This is a genomic window from Flagellimonas lutimaris (assembly GCF_051494225.1).
Taxonomy (GTDB): Bacteria; Bacteroidota; Bacteroidia; order Flavobacteriales; family Flavobacteriaceae; genus Flagellimonas; species Flagellimonas lutimaris_A.
On sequence record NZ_JBNPYE010000008.1, the window covers coordinates 1 to 25288 of the forward strand.

General features: G+C 40.6%; 23 protein-coding genes. 14 read left to right on the plus strand and 9 right to left on the minus strand.

Going from position 1 to position 25288, the window contains the following annotated elements; genetic code table 11:
• Window positions 1-281 precede the first annotated feature (281 nt).
• From ACQQ5U_RS14305 to ACQQ5U_RS14315, 3 genes are read left to right on the plus strand one after another with little or no spacing between them, the layout of a single operon-like run.
• The gene (locus ACQQ5U_RS14305; RefSeq protein ID WP_437398517.1) at window positions 282-995 is read left to right on the plus strand and encodes a hypothetical protein; all 714 of its coding nucleotides are present in this window, start codon (window positions 282-284) and stop codon (window positions 993-995) included.
• A gap of 9 nt (window positions 996-1004) precedes the next feature.
• Complete coding sequence (locus ACQQ5U_RS14310) at window positions 1005-2105, plus strand: hypothetical protein (protein WP_437398519.1); 1101 nt, start codon at window positions 1005-1007, stop codon at window positions 2103-2105.
• Window positions 2068-3765 (plus strand): ABC transporter transmembrane domain-containing protein, encoded by a 1698-nt coding sequence (locus ACQQ5U_RS14315; protein ID WP_437398521.1) that lies wholly within the window; start codon window positions 2068-2070, stop codon window positions 3763-3765. Before ACQQ5U_RS14310 ends, ACQQ5U_RS14315 begins: the two co-directional genes overlap by 38 nt.
• A gap of 118 nt (window positions 3766-3883) precedes the next feature.
• On the opposite strand, the gene ACQQ5U_RS14320 is transcribed toward ACQQ5U_RS14315, so the two are convergent.
• The 7 genes from ACQQ5U_RS14320 to ACQQ5U_RS14350 form a co-directional block, all read right to left on the minus strand.
• Window positions 3884-5038, minus strand: a complete 1155-nt coding sequence (locus ACQQ5U_RS14320) for a hypothetical protein (protein WP_437398523.1) — start codon at window positions 5036-5038, stop codon at window positions 3884-3886.
• Window positions 5039-5043: 5 nt separating this feature from the next.
• A complete protein-coding gene (locus ACQQ5U_RS14325) occupies window positions 5044-5742 on the minus strand; it encodes an ABC transporter ATP-binding protein (protein ID WP_437398525.1) in 699 nt (232 codons plus the stop codon).
• Window positions 5743-5746: 4 nt separating this feature from the next.
• Window positions 5747-6964 (minus strand): ABC transporter permease, encoded by a 1218-nt coding sequence (locus tag ACQQ5U_RS14330; protein ID WP_437398527.1) that lies wholly within the window; start codon window positions 6962-6964, stop codon window positions 5747-5749.
• Window positions 6965-6966: 2 nt separating this feature from the next.
• Window positions 6967-8190: an ABC transporter permease gene (locus ACQQ5U_RS14335; protein WP_437398528.1), complete on the minus strand. Its 1224-nt coding sequence runs from the start codon at window positions 8188-8190 to the stop codon at window positions 6967-6969.
• On the minus strand, window positions 8187-8957 hold the full coding sequence (locus ACQQ5U_RS14340) for an outer membrane lipoprotein-sorting protein (protein WP_437398530.1): 771 nt from the start codon (window positions 8955-8957) through the stop codon (window positions 8187-8189). The genes ACQQ5U_RS14335 and ACQQ5U_RS14340 overlap by 4 nt, the downstream gene beginning before the upstream one ends.
• Window positions 8958-9087: 130 nt before the next feature.
• On the minus strand, window positions 9088-9834 hold the full coding sequence (locus ACQQ5U_RS14345; protein WP_437398532.1) for an NIPSNAP family protein: 747 nt from the start codon (window positions 9832-9834) through the stop codon (window positions 9088-9090).
• Window positions 9835-9888: 54 nt separating this feature from the next.
• On the minus strand, window positions 9889-10893 hold the full coding sequence (locus tag ACQQ5U_RS14350) for an aldo/keto reductase (RefSeq protein WP_437398534.1): 1005 nt from the start codon (window positions 10891-10893) through the stop codon (window positions 9889-9891).
• Window positions 10894-11130: 237 nt separating this feature from the next.
• On the opposite strand from ACQQ5U_RS14350, the gene ACQQ5U_RS14355 reads away from it, so the two are divergent.
• The 11 genes from ACQQ5U_RS14355 to ACQQ5U_RS14405 all read left to right on the plus strand — a co-directional run bounded on the left by ACQQ5U_RS14355 (window position 11131) and on the right by ACQQ5U_RS14405 (window position 23710).
• The gene (locus tag ACQQ5U_RS14355; RefSeq protein ID WP_437398536.1) at window positions 11131-11709 is read left to right on the plus strand and encodes a Crp/Fnr family transcriptional regulator; all 579 of its coding nucleotides are present in this window, start codon (window positions 11131-11133) and stop codon (window positions 11707-11709) included.
• A 301-nt stretch (window positions 11710-12010) separates the two neighbouring features.
• Window positions 12011-12382, plus strand: a complete 372-nt coding sequence (locus tag ACQQ5U_RS14360; RefSeq protein ID WP_437398538.1) for a HEPN domain-containing protein — start codon at window positions 12011-12013, stop codon at window positions 12380-12382.
• A gap of 40 nt (window positions 12383-12422) precedes the next feature.
• Complete coding sequence (locus tag ACQQ5U_RS14365; protein ID WP_437398540.1) at window positions 12423-17393, plus strand: 2-oxoacid:acceptor oxidoreductase family protein; 4971 nt, start codon at window positions 12423-12425, stop codon at window positions 17391-17393.
• 15 nt (window positions 17394-17408) lie between these two features.
• Window positions 17409-18767, plus strand: coding sequence for an electron transport complex subunit RsxC (gene rsxC, locus ACQQ5U_RS14370; RefSeq protein ID WP_437398542.1), 1359 nt, complete (start codon window positions 17409-17411; stop codon window positions 18765-18767).
• Window positions 18760-19779, plus strand: coding sequence for an RnfABCDGE type electron transport complex subunit D (locus ACQQ5U_RS14375; RefSeq protein WP_437398543.1), 1020 nt, complete (start codon window positions 18760-18762; stop codon window positions 19777-19779). Before rsxC ends, ACQQ5U_RS14375 begins: the two co-directional genes overlap by 8 nt.
• Window positions 19776-20492 carry an RnfABCDGE type electron transport complex subunit G gene (locus tag ACQQ5U_RS14380; RefSeq protein ID WP_437398545.1) on the plus strand — a complete coding sequence of 239 codons (717 nt, stop codon included), beginning with the start codon at window positions 19776-19778 and terminating at the stop codon, window positions 20490-20492. The genes ACQQ5U_RS14375 and ACQQ5U_RS14380 overlap by 4 nt, the downstream gene beginning before the upstream one ends.
• On the plus strand, window positions 20479-21111 hold the full coding sequence (rsxE, locus tag ACQQ5U_RS14385; protein WP_437398547.1) for an electron transport complex subunit RsxE: 633 nt from the start codon (window positions 20479-20481) through the stop codon (window positions 21109-21111). The genes ACQQ5U_RS14380 and rsxE overlap by 14 nt, the downstream gene beginning before the upstream one ends.
• Window positions 21108-21689, plus strand: coding sequence for an electron transport complex protein RnfA (locus tag ACQQ5U_RS14390; RefSeq protein ID WP_437398548.1), 582 nt, complete (start codon window positions 21108-21110; stop codon window positions 21687-21689). Before rsxE ends, ACQQ5U_RS14390 begins: the two co-directional genes overlap by 4 nt.
• Window positions 21690-21700: 11 nt before the next feature.
• Complete coding sequence (locus ACQQ5U_RS14395; protein WP_437398550.1) at window positions 21701-21910, plus strand: hypothetical protein; 210 nt, start codon at window positions 21701-21703, stop codon at window positions 21908-21910.
• A 57-nt stretch (window positions 21911-21967) separates the two neighbouring features.
• The gene (locus tag ACQQ5U_RS14400; RefSeq protein ID WP_437398551.1) at window positions 21968-22825 is read left to right on the plus strand and encodes a hypothetical protein; all 858 of its coding nucleotides are present in this window, start codon (window positions 21968-21970) and stop codon (window positions 22823-22825) included.
• An 18-nt stretch (window positions 22826-22843) separates the two neighbouring features.
• Window positions 22844-23710, plus strand: coding sequence for an RnfABCDGE type electron transport complex subunit B (locus tag ACQQ5U_RS14405; RefSeq protein WP_437398553.1), 867 nt, complete (start codon window positions 22844-22846; stop codon window positions 23708-23710).
• Window positions 23711-23900: 190 nt separating this feature from the next.
• Here the strand turns inward: ACQQ5U_RS14405 and ACQQ5U_RS14410 are convergent, their stop codons facing one another.
• Both ACQQ5U_RS14410 and ACQQ5U_RS14415 read right to left on the minus strand, forming a co-directional pair.
• The gene (locus ACQQ5U_RS14410) at window positions 23901-24629 is read right to left on the minus strand and encodes a nitroreductase family protein (RefSeq protein WP_437398554.1); all 729 of its coding nucleotides are present in this window, start codon (window positions 24627-24629) and stop codon (window positions 23901-23903) included.
• A 196-nt stretch (window positions 24630-24825) separates the two neighbouring features.
• The gene (locus ACQQ5U_RS14415) at window positions 24826-25257 is read right to left on the minus strand and encodes an RrF2 family transcriptional regulator (protein ID WP_437398556.1); all 432 of its coding nucleotides are present in this window, start codon (window positions 25255-25257) and stop codon (window positions 24826-24828) included.
• Window positions 25258-25288: the final 31 nt, after the last annotated feature.

A 25288-nucleotide genomic window follows, 5' to 3' on the forward strand; every position in this document is an offset into this window, starting at 1 on the left:
ATTTGCCGATTCCCGGGGAGTACGTTCCCTGTGGCGATTTGCAAACATTGACCGGTGGGAAAGCTTGGTCGCTGTAGACTTTGTTCATCCATAAAATTTAAAAGCCTCCAAGATTGGAGGCTTTTTTTGATTATACGTAAAGAGTATAAATTCGCTACCATCAATAACCATAAGTTCTGGACGTGAAACTTTAAATAAAAACCTATTCCCAGGTAGGGGTTTTGAAATGTGAGTTGTTTTAAATAAAACCTCAATAATTCAAATCTTTAACCCCATTCTCAATGAACTTATCTAAAAAAGGGCTTATCATTATTTTTATAATGATGGGATATGTAGTCCGTTCCCAAGACTTAACGGAAAATTTAAAGGTCTGGTCCGGCGTCGGCCTGAAATATGGAATCACAGAAAAACTTGACGCAATATTCGGCCAAATGTTCAGCTACAATGTTAATCCAGCTGGATATAGTTTTTCTCAGACCAAATTGGCTTTTAAATACAAGATAAAAAGAAGGACCTATGTAGAGGCCGGTTATGTAAATGGCTTGTTCAATGATTCAAGGTCATTACGGGACCAAGGAGTCAATACCCTTATGTTTGGAAAATTGGCAATCGGACGTGTTTACGGGAATTTTTCCTATAGGCATGATATTGTTAAAAGACTTTCACTAAGGCATGAACCGGAGATACAATACTTCTTCAATTCGTTGGAGAAATACCAAGTACGAGGACTCTATGCAGCTAGGTTGATCTATAATGTGAGAAGGTCCAGTTTGGCTCCCTATTTGGAAAATCAATTTTTCTATTACGCTGGAGGTGATATAAGTAGCGGTATAAAACGATACCGCCTAAAGCCGGGCGTAAACTTTAAACCGTTCGAAGATTTTCCAATGGGAGTCAGTATCTATTATATCATTCAAAAAGAGTTCAACACAGATTTCTTACCCGAAAACAATTACAATGTTTTGGGATTCCATCTTTCATTCACCTTAAAATAATCCTTGATTATGAAACTTCATAAAATAAAACCTTCCAACTTTAAGAAAACAATTATTTGTAGAAATGTCTCTAGTACATTGGTCAATAAATTTATTAAACGAACTCATCTTCCAAAAGCTGGCGATGTGGCGATATTTCGAATAAAGGAAGTAGGCAAACATACCCGTGTGCAGACCATAAATGGAAATAACAGATATATTCTTCCCGGGGATCTGATCATGGCAACATTCGGCAATAGATATGCAACAGAACAACTTGAGGGTTATTTGCCCAAGGAATACCGTACAAACTATCAAATACTTGGTCAAGGGGGTGTTATAGGGACAATGGCCTCCATTCACAGTAAATTCGAGTTGGTTGGTCCAACTACGGTAAGCTTGGTCGGCTACGTTGTGGATGAAACAGGTCAAGTAATCAACACAAAATACTTGAACCATGAGGCGCCTTTGGAACTTATTTCTCCATCCACAACGCAGGCACCTAAAGTAATTCTTTCCCTTGGGACTGGTATGGATAGTGGAAAAACTACCTCCGCCGCCTTTTTAACGAGAGGTCTTAAATTGGCAAAGAAGAAAGTGGCCTATATTAAACTAACCGGTACTGCCTATACAAAGGATAGGGCCATGGTACGGGATTATGGAGCTAAAATGTCCCTGGATTTTTCAGATTTCGGCTTTCCATCCACATATATGTGTTCCACACGAGAACTTTTGATATTATACAAATACTTATTCGACAAAGCAAAAAGCATTGCTCCTGATGTAATTGTTGTTGAAATAGCCGATGGGTTGTTGCAAAGAGAAACTTCCGCATTGCTCAATGATAGTGTTTTTGCCCAAAATGTTTTTGGAGTATTGTTTTCAGCAACTGATAGTATGAGTGCCATCTCTGGCGCCAATATGCTGAAAGGACTTAATTACAATGTCATTGGGGTTACAGGACTTTTCACTACCAGCCCTTTGATGGTTGATGAAGTAAGGAATACCTCTGGTTACAAAGTTTTGTTAGGAGAGGAATTAATGTCAAAAGAAATAATCGATACTTTAGAGCAAAGTAAAAAAACAGAAGTTTTTGAAAACAAAATGGCAGCTAATAACGGAATTTGCTAAAACCAACAGTTACTTGTTCCTGACCACTTTTTTAAGTGGTCTTTTGTACAATATACTCACACTGTTGATTCCAATAAGTATTGGGAGATTCTACGAATTCAATTTTGGCTTTTCCTCACACCGATTACAGATTATTAAATCGGTTCCGTTTATCAATACTCAGGTTTTTACGGAATTTCTGGTTTTCTTTTTCTGCATTGTGGGGATTCGCTTTGTATTCGAATACATCAATAAATACCTTATTGCTCTTATCTGTGAAAAATTTGCAAAGGATCTACGGGAAAAATTATTTGCCCATCAGTTACAAGTTGCTACAGAAGTATATGACCAAAAAGGTATCGGAAAATATTTGCTACGGTACAGCGGTGACCTAAAAAGCATCCAAAATTATATCTCCAGAGGGTTGTTACGATTCCTGCAGGATGTGTTTTTGATTGCCATTCTTTTGGTTACCATTGCTTATATTGATATCAACTTGGGACTTATCTTAAGTGGGTCGATTATTATATTCTCGCTTATCCTGTTCTTTATCAATAAATTGCTGTACACAATTTCCGTGAAGCGCCGAAATAAACGATCTCAAATATTGTCCTTTATCAATACCCGCTTAAGGGGTATTCACACCATAAAGGCTTTCAATAAATATACTCCAGAGGAGAAACGGTATAGAAAACGTTCCGGTGAACTTTTGGAAATAGGAAAGAAGTATCAAAAAGTGGCCAGTTCCATACAGGCGCTCATTCCTGCTTTGACATATGTCATGCTCGGTATTTTAATGTCCTACGTGTATTATTCGAATAACGCCAACGATAGCACTGTGGATCAATCGGTTTTATTGATATTGATCCTTTTAATAATTTCTTTCCTTCCCATATTTAGAAGGATTTTGCGTGTGAGCATTGTTTGGAAATTGGGAAATATTTCCTTCGAAAAACTAATTAAAATACTTTCCCTCAAGGCAGAAAACTCCTTGGCCTTTCAAAGTTTGGACGTGAAAGACAAGGAAATAGCCTTCAAGGATATTACATTTAGTTACCCCAACTCCAATCGAGAAGTATTTAAAAACACTTCTTTTAAAATAAAACCAAAGAGTACAACTGCTATCATTGGCAACTCAGGAGCGGGCAAAAGTGCTTTTGTGGGTCTTTTGCTTAAGATGTATCCTCCAAAAAAAGGAAATATAACCTATGGAAAAAATACCATAGACCAACTATCCGAAAAGTCCATCCGTAAGAATATTGCCGTTGTTTCCAAAGATTTTCCACTTTATGGAAAAGATGTTTATGAAGCTATTGTCTATTCCAGAAAAAAGCATAAAAAACATAAGTCAGTGGCTCTTTTAAAGGACCTTCAGCAGTTTGAACATCCAAAAGATATTTTGACTCTTGATGATAGAATTGGAGACTTGGGAAATATTTTGACGGGCAGTCAAAAGAAAATATTGATGTATTGCCGAGCACTATTGACCAACAAACCAATATTGCTAATTGATGAACCTTTTGAAGAATTAAACCCTGAGACAGAGGACTACATAAAATCCCTATTGAATGGGATGAAGGGTAAAAAAACAATAATAATACTGGATAAAAATCCGATTGATGGATTGGATACGGATAACAGCTATTTTATAAAGGAAAATCAATTTATTAAACAGCTTTAAAACTTCACCAAGTTTAGGTTACTCCGATAATGATGTAAGTTGGACTCCCCTCATTTTGGGCATCTTGGCAGTGACTAAGCATGCATAATTAAGAAAAAACCTATCCATATGAAGTCTTTTAAAAACTCCATCGAATCCTAAAAAAAATATTATGTCCTAAAGATCGGTACTTCTCGAATTCAAAAAAGGATTGGGAAATTAGATCCATTTCCCAGTTAGTGGCAAGGGAATACGTAAATGTAGGTATTGCTATGAGCGAATGATTGGTTGGGGAATATACGGCACCAAACGACGCCGAAAGGATTGGCGAGAACTCCTTTACCAATTGCAAATAACTGGAAAACTCAAAGGGCATTAAATCTTTGGCCGTGATTTCACTCAGGGTCATATTTTCAACACCGCCCTCAAAATCGGAGGCACTTTCATTATACAGTGCCGATCCATATAGGTAAAGCCCGTTTTTAAAACCATAATCAAGAGATATCGAAGCACTCCAAACATTATTGGATTCCATGTAATCCTTGCGTGGCACAAAATAGGACACCTCGCCCTTGAACCCCATGTTTTTCAAGTTGCCCGACCATCCTGTCCCCATTACCCAATCGTTCTGATAGATACCGGCAATCAATTGAAAATCATAAGACCATTTATTAAAACCGTACAAAAGGGCAATGATATGGTCATCCTTTACCCTACCTTTTTTTGAGGCCAGTTCCACTTTACTAAAATCACCGGTATAGTACTGGATTCGTATTGCATCACTTCCAGGGCGCTCTTCATAATCAAAATCTAGAAAATTATAGGTGTTGAAAATATCGTTTGGGTTCCATATCAAGTTCCGTCCCCAATTAACCCTTTGCCTTCCCACTGTAATATCCCAATCTCCTTTACTATACTTAATGGATGCCCTATCGATTGTTGAAGTAAATAGCATATGCTCCGATTCTCCCAAATTCCAGGTCAGGTCAACCCATCCATTATCCATTCCCATTAGGTCAGAAAACCCAGGAATATTCGACACTGCATCACCATAAAAAATTCGGTTTCGAAATTCCAATCGCATGGTAATGCCCTTTGAGGGTGCATAGGCAAAATTCAGCCTATTATGTACCAATGTGGTCCATTGTAGTTGGTCCAAGTTATCCACAAACTGTATTTGGTGTAGGTTTTTGACATACCCGCTTAGCATCAGTTTATGTTCCTTTTCCTGTCCCAACATCCAAATGGGCATGAGCAGTACAATAATGAACCCTATGATCGGTGAAAGTTTCATGATGCTCAAGTAGGAGTTTGCACAACATCAGAATCCACCTTACCATCAACCAAAGTAATTACTCTTCTGGCTTTTTCGATTACTCTTTGGTCGTGAGTGGAAAACAGGAAGGTAATTTTTTCCTCTTGGTTCAATTTGGCCATGATGTCCAGTAAATTGCCTGCTGATTTTGAATCCAGATTGGCCGTTGGCTCGTCGGCCAAAATTATTTTGGGCTTGGAAGCCAAGGCCCGGGCCACCGCGACCCTTTGTTGTTGTCCTCCTGAAAGTTCTCCCGGTCTACTATTGACCTTCTCCTCCAGACCTACTTCCCGAAGCAGTTCCAAGACCCTTTTTTCCCTATCTTTTTTGGGGACTTTTTGCAATTGGAGCACAAATCCAATGTTTTCCCTAGAAGTAAGCACAGGTATCAGGTTAAAGGACTGAAATACAAAACCAATATTTTGAAGCCTAAAATCAATCATTTTGTTTTCTGATAGTTTAGTAATTTCCACACCATCTACAAACACGGTTCCCGAAGTGGGCTCGTCAAGGCCACCTATCATGTTCAAAAGGGTGGATTTACCAGAGCCCGATGGCCCCACCAAAGCAACAAATTCTCCTTCTTCTATATGTAGATGCACATCTTGTAATGCCTTTACAGGAATCATTGTTTCTTGATATGTCTTACTAACGTTATGTGCATCAATGATTGTTTTTCCCATGGTGCTAGATTTTTCGAATTGATTCTGCAGGATTTAATTGTAAAGCCCTGTACGCGGGGTATATGGCCGATAACAGTGCTGTAATCAGACACATAATAGCCACGATCCAATAGATTTGATCATCCAATTCAGGATAGATGATGGAACTAAATCCGTAACTGGCCAATCCTTCGGAGAAAATGGCGATATTGATACCGTAGGTTCCTAAAATAAGAATACTCAACCATCCGATAAAAAGTCCAAGGGGGCATCCGATCAATGTTAGAAAAAAGGTTTCCAACATAATCATGGAAAATATCTTTCTCTTGTTGAATCCAATGGCCATCAGCATACCCAGTTCCCTAATTCGTTCCAAAACGGACATGAGCATGGTATTCACAATACCAAAAGTGAGCGCTAAAAGAATAATGCCAGTAATGATATAGGTGTATAGATTGAAAGATTCTATTACCATCTCCAGATGAGGGGAAAGGTCCTTCCAATCTTCCACTTTTCCGTTGGGAGCCAACTGTTGAACACCAGTTTTATAACTTTCCAATGTTGCTTCATCTTTCAATAAAATGGCCAATTCATTACTTTCCGAAGGCTGTAAATCCAAGAGTTTGTCCAAGGATTGTTTTTGAACATAGACATTCACTTCATCCAAGGAAAGGTTCTTGGATTTATAGATTCCACCAACTCGAAATGCGGCAGAAACTATATTGGAATTGATATCTGTAAAAGTAACCACGACCTTACTTCGTAATTTAATCTTGAGTTTTTTGGTCAGTTTTTCTCCTATAAAGATTTCATTGCCTTTTCCCGAAGCAAAGTAATCTCCCGCTATCAAATTTTGGTTTAGGCCAATTTGTTTTATTTCAGCTTTTGGGGATATGCCATAAATTGTGACACCAGCAACGGTTGTAGGGGATGTAATCATCCCTTGGGTAATGGAGCGTGCACTTGCGGCTTGAACCAGGTCTTCTTTTTGAAGTATTGAAAGAATGGAATCGGAATTTTTGATGACATATTTGGATTCCTGTTGATTGGTAAATTCAGGATGATGTATCTGGATATGGGATAGTTGCCTGTTTACAGATTCATCAATGTTGTTTTTGTAAAGCCCCCAAGCAAAGGCCAAAATGAATACGCTGGCCCACAGACCAATTACAATGGAGCCAATCACCACAAAACTTCGTGTTTTGTTGCGCCAAATGTTCCGCCAAGCTATTTGAACCAACATAATCAACTATTTATGGCATCTACAGGCTTAAGCCTTAATATTTTAAATCCAGGGTAAAGGGCCAATAAAATGGCCAATACCAATATAATCAAGGTTTGAGTAATGAAAATTCGGATATGACCCGAAAAATAAATAATGGGCTCAAAACCATAATCTTCATATACCTCCCTTAGCGATCCACTAAATTGGACAGGGTTTTCCGTGAACAAATGAACAATCAATATGCCCGCTAACACACCCATCAAACAGCCCATCAATGAAATCATGATTGATTCCAACAGTACTACATAGGCCAATAGACGTTTTTTCATACCGATGGCAATCAGAATACCAAATTCCCGATTTCGTTCAAAGGTCATCATCAATAAAGTACCAAACAATCCAAAGGATATGATGAAGTAGAGAATTCCGATGATAATATAATGCCCCGCACTGTCCGCTTCAATAAACTGATCCATCTCAGGCATCATTTGTTTCCATGTCATCACTTCATAAGCCTCAATGTCAATGGTATTTTCTACAGCTCTTTTGGAACTTTCCAAATCCGAAGTTTTACCGAGCATTATGGACAATGATGTCAATCGGTTTTCTGCACCGTACAGATATTGGGATGCTTGCAATGGCATGTAGATGACATTACTGTTCAGCTCGGGAGACCCCAGCTTTAAAATACCATCGATTTTGAATTTACCCGCGGCACTACTTGCGTGGTACCCTTGTCCAATCAAAACAAGAGTGTCGTTTACCTTGGTGTTAAGTTGTTCTGCCAACCCACTGCCAATAAGGATATGGTCCACATTGTTACTTTCAAAATATTGCCCTTCAATAATCTTTTCATTGAGGCGGTTTACTTCTTTTTCACTCACAGGATCTATCCCCAATACCATCACTCCTTTGGTTTTATCGGCAAACGATGACAGGGCAAAGGTTTCCAACCGAGGCATAAGGTAGGTGATCTTGGGATTGTTAAGTAATTTTTTAGAAAGCTGTTCATCGGCTTCAAAAGAGTGGTCTATCGATTGTTCATCCCAATAGCCTTTCTTATGGATTTGAAGATAACCCGATGAGTAGCTGACCACATTATGAATCATGTTTTCATAAACTCCATCGGTAACCGAGCGAAAGGTAATGGCCAAAAGCACGGCAAAGAAAACTGAGGCAACGGTAATCAGTGTTCTTCGCCTGTTGCGCCAAATATTCAACCATGCCAATTTTAGGAACATCATTTCAATTGCATCATGTTTCGTGTAGTGAAAAAACTGTCGGGAATCTCCTCATCATATAGGAGATGATTGTACCTGATTACGGTTTTGTACCCTTCCTTGTCCGTAGGAATCATTTCTATCCGTGTGGTCACTTTTCTTGAACCAAAGATTTTGACATCACTTGAATTCATGATGTTGACCAGTTCACCGTCTTCATCATAAAACTCTGCCTTGATCTGAAGAAAATCCTGGGTGTCTATCCATACGATTACCTTTTCCCAAACAATGGCAGCTGAAGGTTTCGGTATCATTTCAATTTTGTAGCATTCTTTGCCTTCAATAGATTCCTTGCCCAAATGTTTGTGATCATAGTCTTTGACCGATGAGGCTTCCTTAACCAAATCATCATTGGTAAAGTCCGTGCCCATCCAACTCTGCGACATCATCGAAGGAGGCAGTTTAATGGTGCGTTCAATGGCTGGTATCCAGTTCCAAACTTCTTTTGTGCGTTTAAGAAAAATAATACCCTTTTCCTTGGCAGGAGCCTGTACAAGAATCAAGGTATAGTCATCCCCTTTGGTCCAAGCTTTCATTTCCATTTCCCTTTGCCAAGATGGACGTATAATTTGGATGGTAATATCTGCTTGGGACGTATTTCCCCTAATATTGTCATCAGCCCTTTTAACAATCTCCTTCGCAGATAAATCTTGAGTGGGCTTTATGGCAGCAAGAAGCAAAATACTCAGGCCAAAAGCTAAATATCGAACCAAAGTCAGAGCTATTTTCATAGTTTGAAACTAGCTCAATAAATAGCCTTAGACAATGATATAAATCACTGAATCAATCCGACTAACAATCGCTTTTTGAACAGAAACATGGTAAACCAAGAAGAAGGGACCTTTTTAACCTTGTTGCACACTACAACTGAGAATATGGAAGTGGCCTTAAAAATACCCGGATGATATTGTTCATGGCATTTGCATATTCTTCCATATTTGAGATTCGCTTCCATTCCGGGTGCGGACCAAACTTGCCCCATGCTTCCGTGTGGGCTTCCTTATCTTTAAATGCCAACATATAGGTGAGGCATGGCATATTGGTCCCAGCAATGTTAGATCCAAAAAATACGGTGGGAAGGCCAACATCTTCAAAAATGCCAAATTCACTGTCATTGAACATTTTTACTTTTCTTCTTAGGGCATCCTCATTGTAACTTTCGTAAATTCTGAGCTCAAAAAAGTTAGCATCATCCATCGGCTTCTGAAGGCTAGGGAAACCCGTCGTGGATTGAATAAGATCAGTGGTAATTCTACTATACGGAATCAAGTCTTCGGATATTTTAAGGTATGGGCTTGCATCCTCTATATATTTACCGTCCTGAATCAATAACTCGTTACTTTTTTGAAACTCAGCTATGTTATTATAAGGGATAACCACATATAGTTTTCTGGGCAAACGTTCCCCTACCTCTTCAAACACCCCAATATTTTTCACCCCTTGTCGGTTCATGGCTGGAATGAACGCATCTTCTAAATAATCATGAAGCACCTGTTCCGGTCTACCAAACTCCAATTCATATGTTCTCAGTTCATATACCTGCTCCTGTGCTACCAAATGGAAGTGCAGCATCAATATAAAAAGTATGGAAAAAACTCTTTTCATCATTTTAATTGTTTAGTTAACTTTTATAATACCATGATCAAAGGCATGTTATACCATTTATACTTTCCCTGCGAGGATATTTTCAATCGCACTCAACTCCCCATCGTCAAATCCTGGTCTTTGCAAAGCCTGTAACGAGTCCTCTAATTGCTCGGGCCTGCTTACCCCCAGCAGAACTGACGTAACCCTTGGGTCTCGCTTTACCCATAAAAGTGCCATTTGGGCCAGGGTCTGCCCCCTATCTTTTGCCACCTTATTCAATCTTGCTACAATCTCCAGTTTTTCTGGGGTGATTTGGTCGGCTTCCAAAGCACCGTTCCCACGTCCGGAAGCAGCTCTTGATGATTCTGGGATTCCATGAAGATATTTGTTGGTCAACAAACCTTGTTCCAAGGGTGAAAACACAATACTTCCAACGCCTTCATCCCCTAGTACATCCAACAACCCATCTTCAATCCACCTATCAAACATGGAATAACGGGGTTGATGAATCAAACATGGGGTTCCCATTTCTTTTAGCATTTTTATGGCAGCCCTTGTCTCCTCAGCATTGTAGCTGGATATTCCAACATAAAGTGCTTTTCCTTGTCGAACTATTAAATCCAAAGCGCCCATGGTTTCCTCCAAAGGTGTGGATGGGTCCGGGCGGTGGTGATAGTAAATATCAACATAATCCAGCCCCATTCTTTTTAGGCTCTGGTCCAAACTGGAAACCAAGTATTTTTTGGAACCAAAATCACCATAAGGACCATCCCACATCTTCCACCCTGCTTTGGTGCTCACAATTATTTCATCCCGGTATTGGGCCAAATCCGATTTTAGTATTTTACCAAAAGTAGATTCGGCCGAACCAGGTGGGGGACCATAATTGTTTGCAAGGTCAAAATGGGTAATTCCGGCATCAAATGCATTGCGCACTATTGTACGGGCAGTATGAAAATTGTCCATTTCACCAAAATTATGCCAGAGGCCAAGGGAAAAAGCAGGTAGCAACAAACCGCTAGTGCCACAACGATTATAAGTCATTTCGTTATATCTATTCTTGTTTGGTCGGTAATTCATAAGTGTAAATTAAGGTTCATTTCATCTCCCATAAATAGAACAACTTTAGGATATGGGCTATTGATGTTTCACACCAACTTCTCTGGTGCCTGATTTATCAAAAACATGATATCAACTATTCAATACATGTCTTTTTCAAAATTCTTTGATACATTGTCGTAACAAATTTATTGGGTTTTTTATCCCTTTTCATTGAACTAGGACAAGAAATCACCATTACAGCCCCGATACCGATTTATGAAAAATGAATTGAAAAAATACTTGGAACGTTTTATTAAATTATCTGATAATGAAGCGGAGATGGCACTGGAGTTCTTTGAATATCAAAAATTTCCAAAAAACACACTCATTTTGCGCTCGGGAGACATCTGTAATTTTGAAGCCTATATTAAGCAAGGTTGTGCTCGGGAATTTTTCACAGATCATAAGGGAAACGAGCACACGGTTGAATTTGCCATTGAAGATTGGTGGATTAGTGAAATCAATAGTTTTGAAAACCAAGTACCTAGTCAAGTAAGTATTGAGACCTTGGAGGAAACTGAAATGTTGATGTTATCCTTAGAGTCAAAAAAACAACTGCTTGAAGCAATCCCGGCCTTAGAAAGGATGTTCAGAATCATGATGCAACGCCATGTACATGCCCTTAAAAAACGATTGCTTCAAAATATGTCCAGAAATGCCATGGACAGATATAAAATGTTCTTGGAACAATATCCTACAGTTGTACAGCGGGTCCCACAATATCACATAGCGTCCTATTTGGGAATCTCCCAAGAATTCTTGAGCAAATTGAGAAAGAGGAACATGGATTTGTAAAAAAAGGGTGCGGAATATCTTGGAACATTGTTCACGAGATGGGCAAAATCCCTCTTTTTACTCCATTTTATAATTTTTTTTGACTTCCATTTTCGTGAAAATACTGGGTATCCCATTCGTTCAACTTGCCTCAAACAATAATACCCTAACCATATCAATAGGTTTTTCCGGCCAGATTGCTTCTTCAAATTTAGTTCGGTTACTGATAAAAGTCATTAAATGAACACATTACTTTCAATAATTTTAGTGACAATTCCTAACAAGTGCCTTGGTTCTCTATGGCCAAGTAAAAACATTTAATATGGACACCAATCAAATCAAAACCAAATTCGAGCAGGCTGATCAGTTTCTTGATGCGGCCCAAAGTGAGTTAAATCGACCAGCAGAAGATGTCGTACCCTATATGGTATGTAGAAGCACACGAAAATCCATATCCCATTATTTAAAAGGATTTCTCTTAAAACATGGAACCGAATTCAATGAAGAGGATACCGTAGAAATATTATTGAATAAATGTCAAACCATTAATAGTGAATTCAACGATTTTGATTTGAGTCCCTTAAAATTTAAAAGGGATGATGAGTACAGCGCTGAATTTAATGAGATGCAAAACTGCATTGATTTGGCCACATACACCAAACAACTAGTCAATAGAATAAACCATAGTATTTGAGCACACACCCATAAAATTTAACATCCATAATTCTCCTATTATGAGCGAGTCAATATTGCAAAAAATAAGCCGGTCAAAAAAAGTATCCACGGATAAGAACAAGAAAAACTCCAAATACAAATATCCGGGCAAGCCGGTTGCAATGGACGGAAATACGGCCGCAATTATGTGCGAACGGGAATCTACCGACGCTGCCGGGGCATTCCCTATTACACCTTCTACCCAAATGGGTGAATATTGGGCCGATGCGGCTGCCAAAGGACATTTGAATATTTCGGACAAACCTTTAATATTTATTGAACCCGAAGGGGAACACGCGGCTGCAGCGGTAACTGCAGGTTTGTCCATGACCGGTTTGCGTGCAGCCAACTTTTCATCCGGTCAGGGGATTGCTTATATGCACGAGTCGCTCTATGCCGCAGTGGGTAAACGCCTTACCTATGTATTGAATATTGGTGCTCGGGCAATGACAAAATCTACTTTGAACGTACATGCGGGGCACGATGATTACCATGCTGTAGATGACACGGGCTTTTTCCAAATGTTCGCTAAAAAGGCCCAGCATGTAGCCGACCTTAATATAATTGCTCACCGCATTGCAGAATTGGCGCTTACTCCAGGTATCATTGCCCAAGATGGATTTTTGACCACGCACTTGATTGAATCGTTTCTTTTGCCCGAACGGGAACTCATTAAAGAATATCTGGGCCGACCAGACGATATCATTAAAACACCAACACCGGCCCAACGCATTATTTATGGTGAAACACGTCGCCGGATCCCCGAATTGTGGGATGTGGACAACCCTGTTATGGCAGGTATCGTTCAAAATCAGGATTCTTACATGCAGAGTGTTGCTGCCCAACGCCCATTCTTCTTTGATCATATTAAAGAATTGACCGATCGCGCATTTGACGAATATTATCAGTTTACAGGAAGAAGATATCAGCGTGTAATGACCTACAAGGCAGAAGATGCCGATTATCTCATTTTAGGTCAAGGCAGCTTGGTGCCCAGTGCAGAAGTTGTTGTGGATTACCTTCGTGAAACACGTGGCATTAAGGTGGGGGTAGTTGACCTTGTTATGTTTAGGCCATTTCCATCGGATATGCTCGCAGAAATATTGAAAGGGAAAAAGGCAATCACTATTTTGGAACGGTTGGACCAACCATTAGCTGTCGATTCCCCGATTGCCCGTGAAGTACGGTCTGTTTTGAACAAGTGTGTCGAAAATGGCATGAACAAAAAACAGAAAGCCTATCCAGAATTGACTTCTTATTCCATATCCGATATGCCCGCATTGTACTCTGGGTCATTTGGTATGGGTAGCCGAGACCTACAACCTGAAGGTATTATTGGGGCGGTAGAGAATATGTTGCCCGATGGTAAACACAAAAAACAATTTTATCTCTCCATAGATTTTATTCGGGAAATACCTCATTCCCCAAAACAAAAAGCGTATCAAGAAAGTATTCAAGAGTCCTATCCAATGGTTAAGGAGTTGGCCGTTAGAGGTTCAGAGAACCCTAACCTTATGCCAAAAGACGCCATCACGGTCCGTTTTCATTCCATTGGTGGCTGGGGTGCAATTACCACGGGTAAAAACCTCGCCATGACCTTGTATGAGTTATTGGGATATAATATTAAAGCAAATCCAAAATACGGTTCGGAGAAAAAAGGACAACCCACCACCTATTATCTCGCCGCCTCTTCGGAACCTATCCGGATAAACTGTGAATACTACTTTGTAGATGTTGTTTTATCCCCCGACCCCAATGTATTTAAGCATACCAACGCATTGGCCGGTTTAAAAAAAGGTGGGAACTTCATTATTCAAAGTGATAAAAATACACCGGATGAGGTTTGGGCCGAGATTCCTGAACATTATCAAAAAATCATCATCAAAAACGATATCCATGTGTTCTATATTGATGGATTCAAAATTGCACGTGAAGAAGCTACCGATCCCGAATTGCAATTGCGTATGCAGGGGATTGCCTTTCAAGGAGCATTCTTTGCCGCATCTCCATTGATGAGTAAATCTGGATTATCCGAAGAAAAATTATTGAAAGCCATTGAAGACCAATTGCAACATAAATTTGGTTCTAAGGGCCAACGTGTGGTAGATGATAACATGCGCGTTGTAAAACGTGGCTTTGATGAAGTACACGAAATCACCAATAAAGTATTGGGAGCCAAAAACAATGTCAATGGTAGTGTTAAGGCAAGTCTTCCCATTCCACAGATGATGAAAGACATCCCTCAGAGCGAATCACAGCTCAGCGACATCCACCGTTTTTGGGAACAAACCGGTAATTTCTATCTCCAAGGTATGGGGAATGATAACCTCACCGATCCATTTATTGGTTTGAGTGTAATGCCAGCTGTTTCATCCGTGTTCCGAAATATGACCGGTATCCGTTTTGAACACCCCGAGTGGATTCCGAACAACTGTACCGCCTGCGGAAGCTGTTATACTGTCTGCCCCGATACCGCCATCCCCGGATTGGTCAGTGAAGTGTCCGATGTTTTCGATACCATTGTGAAACGTGTCAAAAAGAATCACGGAAAAGTGGAACATTTGCCCAAAGCTGTCCGTAAAATGGAAGGACATGTTCGAAAAATGTTTGCAGCTTCAAAAAATGGAGCAACTGTCAATGATTTCATGCAGCATGCCATCGACATGACACTCGATGAGTTCGATAAGAACAAGGACGTTGCCCAAGAACTTGGTTGGTTCAAGGATGAATTGGGTGAATTTAACTTCGCTTTGACCCGTCCTTATTATGATTTGCATGAGAAAAAAGAAGAAAACAGCGGAGGATTGTTCAGCATAACCATTAATCCAAATACATGTAAGGGATGTATGGAGTGTGTGGCCGTTTGTAATGATGATGCATTGATCAAAATACCACAAACCGAAGGGTCCATTGCCAAGTTGAACAAAGAATGGGATTTCTGGTTGGACTTACCGAACACTCCTCCAAAATTCAATCGTATCGATGACCTTGAAGAAAAAATTGGTCCGCTGGAAACCATACTATTGAATAAAGATGCTTACTTGAATTTTGCCAGTGGTGATGGTGCCTGTTTGGGTTGTTCCGAAAAATCAGTGGTACATATTTTTACGGCCACCGTGGAATCACTCATGCAGCCCCGTATTGAAAAACATATGGCATATTTGGATGAGTTGACGGACAAACTGGAAAAACACATCCAAACCAAGTTGATGAAACGGGTGAATTTGACCGATTCGGATACTATGTCCAAAATCATGTCAGAAATGCAGAATTCAGATTTGACCATGGCGGAAATTACCCGCAGATTGGAATCTGAACAAGGAGGCGAACCTATTGACCAAGATTGGTTGCGCCATGTAACCCAACTGCTCGCTCAATTGAAAAAACTACAATGGAAATATACCAATGGAACAACGGGTAAAGGTAGATCCAACATGGGTATTCTTAACTCCACTGGTTGTTCCTCGGTTTGGGGCAGTACTTGGCCATTCAACCCATACCCATTCCCTTGGGCCAATCACTTGTTCCAGGATTCACCATCTATGGCGATGGGAGTCTTCGAAGGACATATGGCCAAGATGGCCGATGGGTTTAGAGCCATCCGTAAAGCAGAATTGGAGCTCGAGGGGAAATACAATGCGTCCGAACATGACGACTTCTTTACCTATTTTACCTGGAAACAGTTCACCGATGAAGAGTGGCTGCTTTGTCCACCGGTAGTAACACTCGGTGGTGATGGCGCCATGTACGATATCGGCTTCCAAAACCTCTCACGTATGATGGCTTCCGGAAAACCGATTAAAGTAATTGTTCTTGATACGCAGGTATATTCCAACACGGGAGGGCAAGCATGTACTTCCGGATTTATCGGACAAGTTTCCGATATGGCCCAATACGGTAAGGTATGGAAAGGAAAAAGCGAACCTCGGAAAGAGATTGGCCTTATTGCCATGGCACATAGAAACACCTATGTAATGCAAGCCACATTGGCCAATACAAGTCAAATGATCGAAGGATTCATTGACGGCTTGATGACCAAACGACCTGCTTTATTTAACCTGTATACGACATGCCAACCGGAACACGGCGTAGGTGACGATAAAGGTGCACACCAAGCAAAATTAGCTGTGGAATCCAGGGCATATCCCCTATTCAAATACAATCCGGATCATGGAATAAAAGCTAGGGAAGCCTTTGATTTAGCAGGAAATCCAGCCATGGATCAGATTTGGCCGACGTACCAACTAAAATATCTGGAATATGGTCAGGAACGCACCATGGAGCTACCAATGACATTTGCCGACTTTGCATTAACAGAGGCGCGATTTAGAAAACACTTTAGGAAAGTACCGCGCAGCGCCTGGAATGATAACATGTTGCTTTTGGCAGAGTTTTTAGAACTTGAAGAAAGCGAACGTGAAGGCAAATTCCCGTATATCTGGGCGGTTGACAGAAATCAAAAACTCAATCGTGTATTGGTTGCAAAACCAATTGTAGAGTCTTGTGAAGAACGACGGGACTTCTGGTTGATGTTACGTGATATAGCAGGAGTAGAAACAGAAAAACCACAGGAAGAAAACCTCGAAGAAAAAATAAGAAACGAGGTTGTTGGGAATATCGCCCAAGGTCTTATGCAACTCGCTGGTGGTAATGGCGATGGCAATGGTCTTCTAAAAATGGCCTTGGAAAATCCTACAAAGACGGACGATGTTTTAGTTGAAGAAACACCGTCAAATGGAGAGTATATGGCACCGTGGCTGGAAACAGATGAATGTAGTTCCTGTGACGAGTGTATTAAACTGAACCCAAACATTTTCGCCTATAATGAAGATAACAAAGCATACATAAAAAATCCGAAGGCTGGACCTTATGAAGACTTGGTCAAAGCGGCGGAAAAATGTACCGCGGGAGTAATACACCCTGGATTACCGGCTGAAAAATCTGCAAAGGATATTGAAAAATGGATTAGCAGAGGTGAAAAGTATAATTAATGTACAAATGGCATAATGGCGCTTTTCAATCTTCATAAAAATACCTTTAAACACGGTATTCACCCTCCTGAAAGTAAGGACGAGACCAATGGTCTGCCCATAAGGCAATTTCCATTTGCTCCTGTCATTATTTTACCGATGGCGCAACATATTGGTGCGCCATCACAAATTGTGGTGCGCGAAGGGCAGGAAGTACAAAGAGGTCAATTATTGGCAAAGGCCAATGGCTATGTTTCCGTGCCCATGCACGCCCCGGTTTCCGGAACAGTTCGAAAAATAGCCAATGTCCCCACCATCTCTGGAAAAATGTCCACTGGTATTTATTTGGAAGCCTTCCCTTCTTCCACCCAAGAAGTACTCGAAGGCAAACCGATAGATCCCGAAACGGCTACACCGGAAGAAATTCTACAGGGAATCCAAGATGCCGGAATTGTAGGATTGGGAGGGGCCGCCTTTCCAACGCATGTCAAGTTAAAAATTCCAGAGGGGAAAAAATGTGATACCCTGATCATTAATGGTGTGGAATGCGAACCCTATCTAACAACGGACCATCGGGTAATGTTGGAACAGGAAAATGACATTTTTACAGGGATTAAATATCTATTGAAAGCCACAGGAGCGCAAAAGGCCATTGTCGGCATTGAAGCCAACAAGCAAGATGCTGCCGATCACTTGGAGAAACATATACCAAAAGATTTGCCTGTTTCCGTGCAAGTACTTCCTGTAAAGTATCCTCAGGGAGCAGAGAAAATGTTGATCACTTCCATCATGGGTAAAGAAATACCTTCGGGAAAACTACCCATCGAAGCTGGAGTTGTTGTGGTAAATATTGCTACAACGGCAGAAATAGGAAGGTTACTGCCCCATGGTCGAGGCATACAAGAGCGTGTGATTACCATTACGGGACCCGGGGTAAAAAAGAAAGGTAATTATCTTATTCCCGTAGGTACTCCTTTACGCTTTGTTTTGGAACAAGTGGGAGTTGACGAAGAAATCAGTGAAGTTTATATGGGTGGTCCCATGATGGGCGTAGCGGTTTCCAACCTCAACATTTCCATTGTAAAAGGTACTTCGGGCATTTTAGTATTTACCAAGAAAGATGTCGGTCGATCATCAACAATTTATCCTTGCATTAAATGTGGTGCTTGCGTGGACGCTTGTCCCATTTTATTGAACCCGTCCAAACTAGGAATACTGGCAAAATTTGAAGCCTATAATGAAATGGCTTCAGATTTTAATCTCATGGATTGTTTTGAATGTGGATCATGCTCCTATGTATGCCCGTCCCATATTCCATTGGTCCAATATTTTAGATTGTCAAAACGAATTGTTAGAAAGCGGGAAGCAGAAAAAAAAGAAGAGGAACATGCTTAAAAAAACCTTAGATATCAGCTCATCGCCCCATATTTATAAAGGGAGCAGCACCAATCAAATCATGAAAAATGTGGTTTGGGCATTGTTGCCCGTTGTATTATTCTCTGTGTATTCCTTTGGGTTGAATGCTTTGTTGGTCATTGCCATGGCAACAATTGCCAGTGTATTGACCGAGCATGTTTTATGTAGACTTTCCAAAAAAGAAACCACTGTTGGAGATTATTCAGCCGTGATTACAGGCCTATTATTGGGACTTACCTTACCTCCAAGTTTTCCATTATGGATGGCTTTTATAGGTGGGGTTATAGGGATTGCCCTGGGTAAATATATTTTTGGAGGATTGGGATATAATGTATTCAATCCGGCACTCGTAGCGAGAGCTGTTTTACAGGCCGCCTTTCCTGTGGCTATCACTACTTGGCATCCTGCCTTTTTACCCGATCGATTTTCAACAATTTCAAGTTCGGTATTCACTTGGCCTTTTATGGAGCCTACATTTGATGCTGTTTCAGGGGCGACCCCACTTTCAGCATTTAAATTTGATGGTGTTACTACATCCACGGCAGAATTGGCTTTTGGTCAAATAAGTGGTTCGGCCGGTGAAACCTGTGCAGTGATTATTGTATTGGGAGGTCTTTACCTGATAGCTCGGAATATGATGAATTGGAGGATTCCAGCTGCTGTTTTATTAAGTGCATTTGTATTGAGCGGAGTATTTTATTTAATCAATAGTGAAGTGTATCCATCACCTTGGTTTATGCTTTTCTCTGGTGGTTTGATGCTCGGGGCCGTATTTATGGCCACGGACATGGTCTCCTCCCCTATTACACCACTTGGTCTTTGGATTTATGGAGGAATCATAGGCATTTTAACCATTGTGATTCGAATTTGGGGTGGTTTATCGGAAGGTGTTATGTATTCCATACTGCTGGCCAACGCCATCTCTCCTCATATTGATACGGTCATCAAAAATCGAGTATACGGAACAAAACGAAAAATCAAAGCTGCATGAGTCAAACTCCCAACATAGAAACGCATAATCCGGCGAGTAGCAAAAAAATGCTAATGGCCATGGTGGGTATTGGCATTATCAGCGCATTTCTAATTGTAATGTCATATGAATTGACACTGCCACGGGTACAGCGATTAAAAGCAGAAGCCTTGGAAAAAGCAATTTTTGAAGTACTTCCGGGAACGGTTCGTACGCAAGCTTTTGGTGTAAGTACCAATAATGAGTTGGTCAAAATCGAAAAAGGCGACAAGACTGAAACCACCATATATGCTGGCTATGACAAGGATGAAAAGCTTGTGGGATATGCAATTGAAGCAGCTGGTCAAGGGTATGCCGATATTATCAGAATAATTTATGGGTATGACCCCGAACAGCAAAAACTCATTGGATTTCAAGTTCTGGAAAGCAAAGAAACCCCTGGACTCGGAGATAAAATTGAAAAGGACGAAGGGTTTCTCAACAATTTCAAAGCACTTGATGTGAGTGTATCCGAAGATGGTAAGCTTATAAATCAGGTAATTACCGTGAAAAATGGCAAAAAACAAAACCCTTGGGAAATTGACGGAATTACCGGGGCAACAATTTCTTCCAGGGCAATAGGGAATATTGTGGGCACGAGTACAACAGAAATTGTTCCTGTATTATATAATCAGTACAACAAGGGCGAAACAAAACAAGGTCAAAAACAAATGGAAAGCGATGAGCAACGATAATTCTACATCTAAGCAAAAAGTGACCTCAACAGATGAATTCATCAAAGGGTTATGGCGCGATAATCCGGTATTTGTACAAGTATTGGGTATGTGCCCTACGCTGGCCGTATCCAATACCGCGGAAAATGCACTTGCCATGGGGTTGGCCACGGCTTTTGTCCTGTTGATGTCAAATATCTTGGTTTCCCTATTGCGGAATTTTGTTCCCAAACAGGTACGCATAGCCTCGTACATTCTTATCATCGCCACATTTGTTACCGTAACCGATTATGGCATTCAGGCCATCAGTGTTGAGCTTCACAAGAGCTTGGGCGCATTTATCTCCCTAATTGTAGTGAACTGCTTGATTTTAAGTCGGGCCGAAGCATTTGCATCAAAAAATACAATTGGAAGATCCATTCTTGATGCCTTGGGCATGGGATTGGGATTTACGCTTGCCCTTTTTTGTCTGGGCGCGGTAAGGGAAATGCTTGGGAACGGATCCATTTTTAATATTCCCATTTTTTCAGAAGGTTTCCAGAGTTGGATCGTAATGATATTACCTGCTGGGGGATTTTTTACCCTAGCGCTCTGGTTACTAATTATTAATGCATTACAAACAAGAAAAGCAAAATCATGAATACAGAGTCCTTAGGTTCGATTTTTCTCAATGCCGCCTTGGTAAACAACTTTGTTTTGGCCTATTTTCTTGGTATTTGTCCATTCTTGGGCGTATCGGGGAAAATGGAAACGGCCACCAAAATGGGGGGAGCCGTAATGTTTGTTATGTTGATCAGTTCCATGAGTGCATACGGTATTCATGCATTTTTGGTAAGTATTGATGCGCCTTTCCTTCAGTTGATCAGTTATATCGTCGTAATTGCATCCACGGTCCAATTGGTGGAAATGTTTATCAAGAAAATTAGTCCAGCATTATTTAAATCATTGGGTATTTTTCTCCCATTGATTACAACAAACTGTGCCATTTTGGGTGTAGCCTTGTTCCAGACCAGTAAAGGATATGGCTTTTTGCAAAGTATTGTCTATTCCCTAGGAGCTGGAGCTGGATTTATGTTGGCATTGGTATTGATCGCAGGAATACGCGAACAAATGAATTTTGCGGAGGTACCAAATATTTCTAAAGGAACAGCGCTGACCTTGTTTATCGCAGGAATATTATCCCTTTGTTTCATGGGCTTTGCAGGTCTTGGTGCTTAAAAAGAAAGAAAATGATTAAATCACTCATCATAGGAATTGGATTAACCGTAACCATTGTACTGGCTTGGGCGCTTGTACAAACCTTGTGGAAAAATGTATTTCGGGAGGAATACTCCGAAGATGATGTTTTGGCCGGTCGAAGAAGCTGCTCAAATTGTGGATGTACCGGCTTTTGCGAAAGAAAAGATGGAGGGAAAGGAGAGACAAAAAAAGTGCTTTAACATATATAATCAATTGATTATCAATAATAATACACATAACAACTATAATTAAAGAACATGGCACATTTATCAGATTTTAATACCGAAAAACGGTATAAGGCGGTCGTAAAAAATACAGTGCGGCTAACACCACCGGACACCGATGAAGTGCGTGAAATCGTACTTGAAGTAAAGAATCCGGAATTTGACTGCGAAGTAGATCAAAGTTTCGGCGTATTGGTAAAATCCAATGGAGAATTTGGAAACACTATGCACCACAGGCTTTATAGCGTGGCCGATTTACCAAAGCATGTTAAGGGAAACCCACAGGTCACCATGTTGGTGAAACGCTGTTCGTATGTTGATGAGTTCAGTGGAGAAGAATATGAAGGTATCTCTTCCAATTATTTATGCGATAGAAAAAAAGGAGACGAAATTACGGTTACTGGTCCTTTTCAGTTGCCCTTTAGGGTTCCAGAGGACAAGACTGCTAATTTAATACTCATTGGAATGGGCACAGGTATTGCCCCCTTCCGGGCTTTCATCAAACATATTTATAAAAATGTCAAAGATTGGAAAGGGAAAATCCGATTATTCTATGGGGCACGTAGCGGTTTGGAATTACTGTACTTGAATGACAAGGATGGTGACCTTACCAATTATTATGACGAAGATACCTTCGAAGCTTTTCATGCATTGAGTCCAAGACCCTATTGGGCCGACCCCATTGAACTGGAAAAAGCACTTGAGGGACAAACCAAGGAACTAAAAGAATTGCTTTCCATGTCCAACACGTATATCTACGTCGCCGGATATGAAAACATCTTGGACAAACTCAACAAAGCGTTTTCCAAGATTTTGGGTTCAGAAGAAGCGTGGCGACTTCGTAAAGCTGAATTGATTGCTGGTAGAAAGTGGGCCGAAATTATTTTTTAAATTAATTCGTGAATTGATATGTCTATCATTATTGCAGTAGCCGCACTCGGAGGGTTAACCTTACTCCTTGCAATTATGCTGATTGTTGCAAACAAAAAGCTCTTTGTATATGAAGACCCCCGTATTGATACAGTGGAAGACATGTTGCCCCATGCCAATTGTGGGGCTTGCGGGTTCCCAGGCTGCAGACCTTTTGCCGAAGCATTGGTTCACGGAAAAGCCTTACCCGGAAAATGTACGGTCAGTACGGATGAAGGCAGACAGGCCATTGCAGGATTTCTTGGAGTTGATATGGGAGCGGAAGAAAAAAAAGTCGCACGTCTCGCTTGTGCCGGCGGGACGAATGTGGCGATAAACCGTGCCCAATATGTGGGTGTTCAAAGCTGCCAGGCAGCGGCCCTGGTATCCGGCGGTGGTAAAGGCTGTTTCTGGGGGTGTCTGGGGCATGGTGATTGTGAAGTTGTATGTGATTTTGATGCTATCACCATGAACGAACATGGTCTGCCCATTGTGGACCAAGAAAAATGTACCGCCTGTGGTGACTGTGTAGAAGCTTGTCCCAAAGATTTATTTTCCTTGCAACCTGTTAGTCACCATCTGTGGGTGGCATGTAAAAACCTTGAACATGGCGAGGCCGTTCTGGAGGATTGCCAAGTGGGCTGTACCGCCTGTGGTAAATGCGCTATGGATGCCCCTAGCGATTTGATTACGATGAAAAATAATTTACCTGTCATTAATTACACTGAAAATCATAATACCCAAGTGCCTATTCAGCGATGCCCAACTGGAGCCATTGTATGGCTTGATGATGACGGAGTAGCCATCAAAGGGAAAGAAAGCAAGAAAATTATTCGCAAAGGAAGCAGGTCCATGGGAAGCTCGTAACTCAATCATTTCCATTATTAGCATCCAAGTAATCCTTTTTGGCATAAAATAGGACACTTCGCCTTGAAAGCCCATCCGTTTTTAGTTACCTACACCAATTGGAAATCATAAGACCATTCGGATATGGCCTTTCTTCAATCTACCTGATGGCAAGTTCGGCCGTATTAATATTATATAACAATTTATAAGTCTATAGTTTACGGTAAACCTCATCAAAAGGTACCCTGCACCGCTCGCCCCAAATACCCGAATTTCCTTTTCTGATTCCTACGGAGACTACCATGTTTATCTCGGCCCCGCGTGGCAATTTCAAAAGCTTCTTAACCAGTTTACTGTCAAATCCTTCCAATGGGCAGGTATCATATCCCTCGTTTGCCATTGCAATCATAAAAGTCTGTGCGGCCAATGCACATGATTTGTGGACCACAACACGCATATCACTTTCAGATACTTCCCTGGTTATGGGGCGGAAAACACCAATGGTTTTGGTCAATAAAACCCTAAATAACCCCACAATACCAAAAAATCTTGCATATAATAGTGGCATTATCCTACCATAATACAGTTCCCTATCCTTAATACGTTTCTCCTGTCGCTCTTCAGGAGTATTGCGTTGGATGTTTCCCTTTTCAAATTCGAGAACAAATTTTGAGCGTTTTTTATATAAATCCTGTCTTGTTACGAAAACAACAGCCTCAGATGCTGTGGAGACAGCCGTTTGACCCAAACAAGCTTTCGAGAGCTTTGTTAAAGTATCCGGTTCTGTAATATGATAAAACTCCCACAATTGCATATTGGAACTATTGGGTGCCAATGTCGCCAGTTCCAGACCATGTTTTACTTTTCTAGTATCAACCTTTTTAGCTTTATCATAAACCCTGACCGAACGTCTGTAATTTAAAACACCTTCCAAGTCCATAGTTATCAATTTGTCTTTTTAAAGTTTTGTTGCATCTAAGTTATCTTTTTAAAACAAAAACCTTGTTCAAAGGCCTATCAATAAGAAGTAATACTGAAAGTGAATCGCTGTTGATAGAGGTTTGTATCAAGGTTGGAAAATCGAAGAGTTCAAAGCCAGCTGGAAAAGAAGGCAATAAAAAAAAAGAATATTCATGTCACAATGGAAAAAACTCCTCTACATCCTCTTTTCCCTCAATCAAATCTAAAATGGTGGTGTTCTCAAGGACTTTGATAAATTTTGACTTATTGGCCCCTACTAGTTTATGAAGTACACAAGGATTGTCCATATTACAATTCCGAATACCCATTACACATGAATTTACTCTTTTCTCACCATCAATGACTTTAACGATTTCCATTAGCGTATGTTGACGGTCATTTTCACTTAAGTAGAAACCACCCTTGGGGCCCCTAGTGGATGAAATGATATCATGGCGGGAAAGTTCCTGTAACAATTTTGCCAAATAGGCTTCCGGCACATGTACGGTCTCATAAATGTCCCGGACCAAGATCTTATGGTCAGCATTGGAGTTCAATGCTAGATAAAGAACCCCTTTTATGGCATATTTGGAAGAATTGGAAAGCATGGCTTAAAATGTTAAACAAAGATTAAAAGAC

Coding starts and splice junctions, on each gene's coding strand:
- ACQQ5U_RS14305 (WP_437398517.1), top strand. CDS start 282: ATGAACTTATCTAAAAAAGGGCTTATCATTATTTTTATAATGATGGGA.
- ACQQ5U_RS14310 (WP_437398519.1), top strand. CDS start 1,005: ATGAAACTTCATAAAATAAAACCTTCCAACTTTAAGAAAACAATTATT.
- ACQQ5U_RS14320 (WP_437398523.1), bottom strand. CDS start 5,038: ATGAAACTTTCACCGATCATAGGGTTCATTATTGTACTGCTCATGCCC.
- ACQQ5U_RS14325 (WP_437398525.1), bottom strand. CDS start 5,742: ATGGGAAAAACAATCATTGATGCACATAACGTTAGTAAGACATATCAA.
- ACQQ5U_RS14330 (WP_437398527.1), bottom strand. CDS start 6,964: ATGTTGGTTCAAATAGCTTGGCGGAACATTTGGCGCAACAAAACACGA.
- ACQQ5U_RS14335 (WP_437398528.1), bottom strand. CDS start 8,190: ATGATGTTCCTAAAATTGGCATGGTTGAATATTTGGCGCAACAGGCGA.
- ACQQ5U_RS14340 (WP_437398530.1), bottom strand. CDS start 8,957: ATGAAAATAGCTCTGACTTTGGTTCGATATTTAGCTTTTGGCCTGAGT.
- ACQQ5U_RS14345 (WP_437398532.1), bottom strand. CDS start 9,834: ATGATGAAAAGAGTTTTTTCCATACTTTTTATATTGATGCTGCACTTC.
- ACQQ5U_RS14350 (WP_437398534.1), bottom strand. CDS start 10,893: ATGAATTACCGACCAAACAAGAATAGATATAACGAAATGACTTATAAT.
- ACQQ5U_RS14355 (WP_437398536.1), top strand. CDS start 11,131: ATGAAAAATGAATTGAAAAAATACTTGGAACGTTTTATTAAATTATCT.
- ACQQ5U_RS14360 (WP_437398538.1), top strand. CDS start 12,011: ATGGACACCAATCAAATCAAAACCAAATTCGAGCAGGCTGATCAGTTT.
- ACQQ5U_RS14365 (WP_437398540.1), top strand. CDS start 12,423: ATGAGCGAGTCAATATTGCAAAAAATAAGCCGGTCAAAAAAAGTATCC.
- rsxC (WP_437398542.1), top strand. CDS start 17,409: ATGGCGCTTTTCAATCTTCATAAAAATACCTTTAAACACGGTATTCAC.
- ACQQ5U_RS14375 (WP_437398543.1), top strand. CDS start 18,760: ATGCTTAAAAAAACCTTAGATATCAGCTCATCGCCCCATATTTATAAA.
- ACQQ5U_RS14380 (WP_437398545.1), top strand. CDS start 19,776: ATGAGTCAAACTCCCAACATAGAAACGCATAATCCGGCGAGTAGCAAA.
- rsxE (WP_437398547.1), top strand. CDS start 20,479: ATGAGCAACGATAATTCTACATCTAAGCAAAAAGTGACCTCAACAGAT.
- ACQQ5U_RS14390 (WP_437398548.1), top strand. CDS start 21,108: ATGAATACAGAGTCCTTAGGTTCGATTTTTCTCAATGCCGCCTTGGTA.
- ACQQ5U_RS14395 (WP_437398550.1), top strand. CDS start 21,701: ATGATTAAATCACTCATCATAGGAATTGGATTAACCGTAACCATTGTA.
- ACQQ5U_RS14400 (WP_437398551.1), top strand. CDS start 21,968: ATGGCACATTTATCAGATTTTAATACCGAAAAACGGTATAAGGCGGTC.
- ACQQ5U_RS14405 (WP_437398553.1), top strand. CDS start 22,844: ATGTCTATCATTATTGCAGTAGCCGCACTCGGAGGGTTAACCTTACTC.
- ACQQ5U_RS14410 (WP_437398554.1), bottom strand. CDS start 24,629: ATGGACTTGGAAGGTGTTTTAAATTACAGACGTTCGGTCAGGGTTTAT.
- ACQQ5U_RS14415 (WP_437398556.1), bottom strand. CDS start 25,257: ATGCTTTCCAATTCTTCCAAATATGCCATAAAAGGGGTTCTTTATCTA.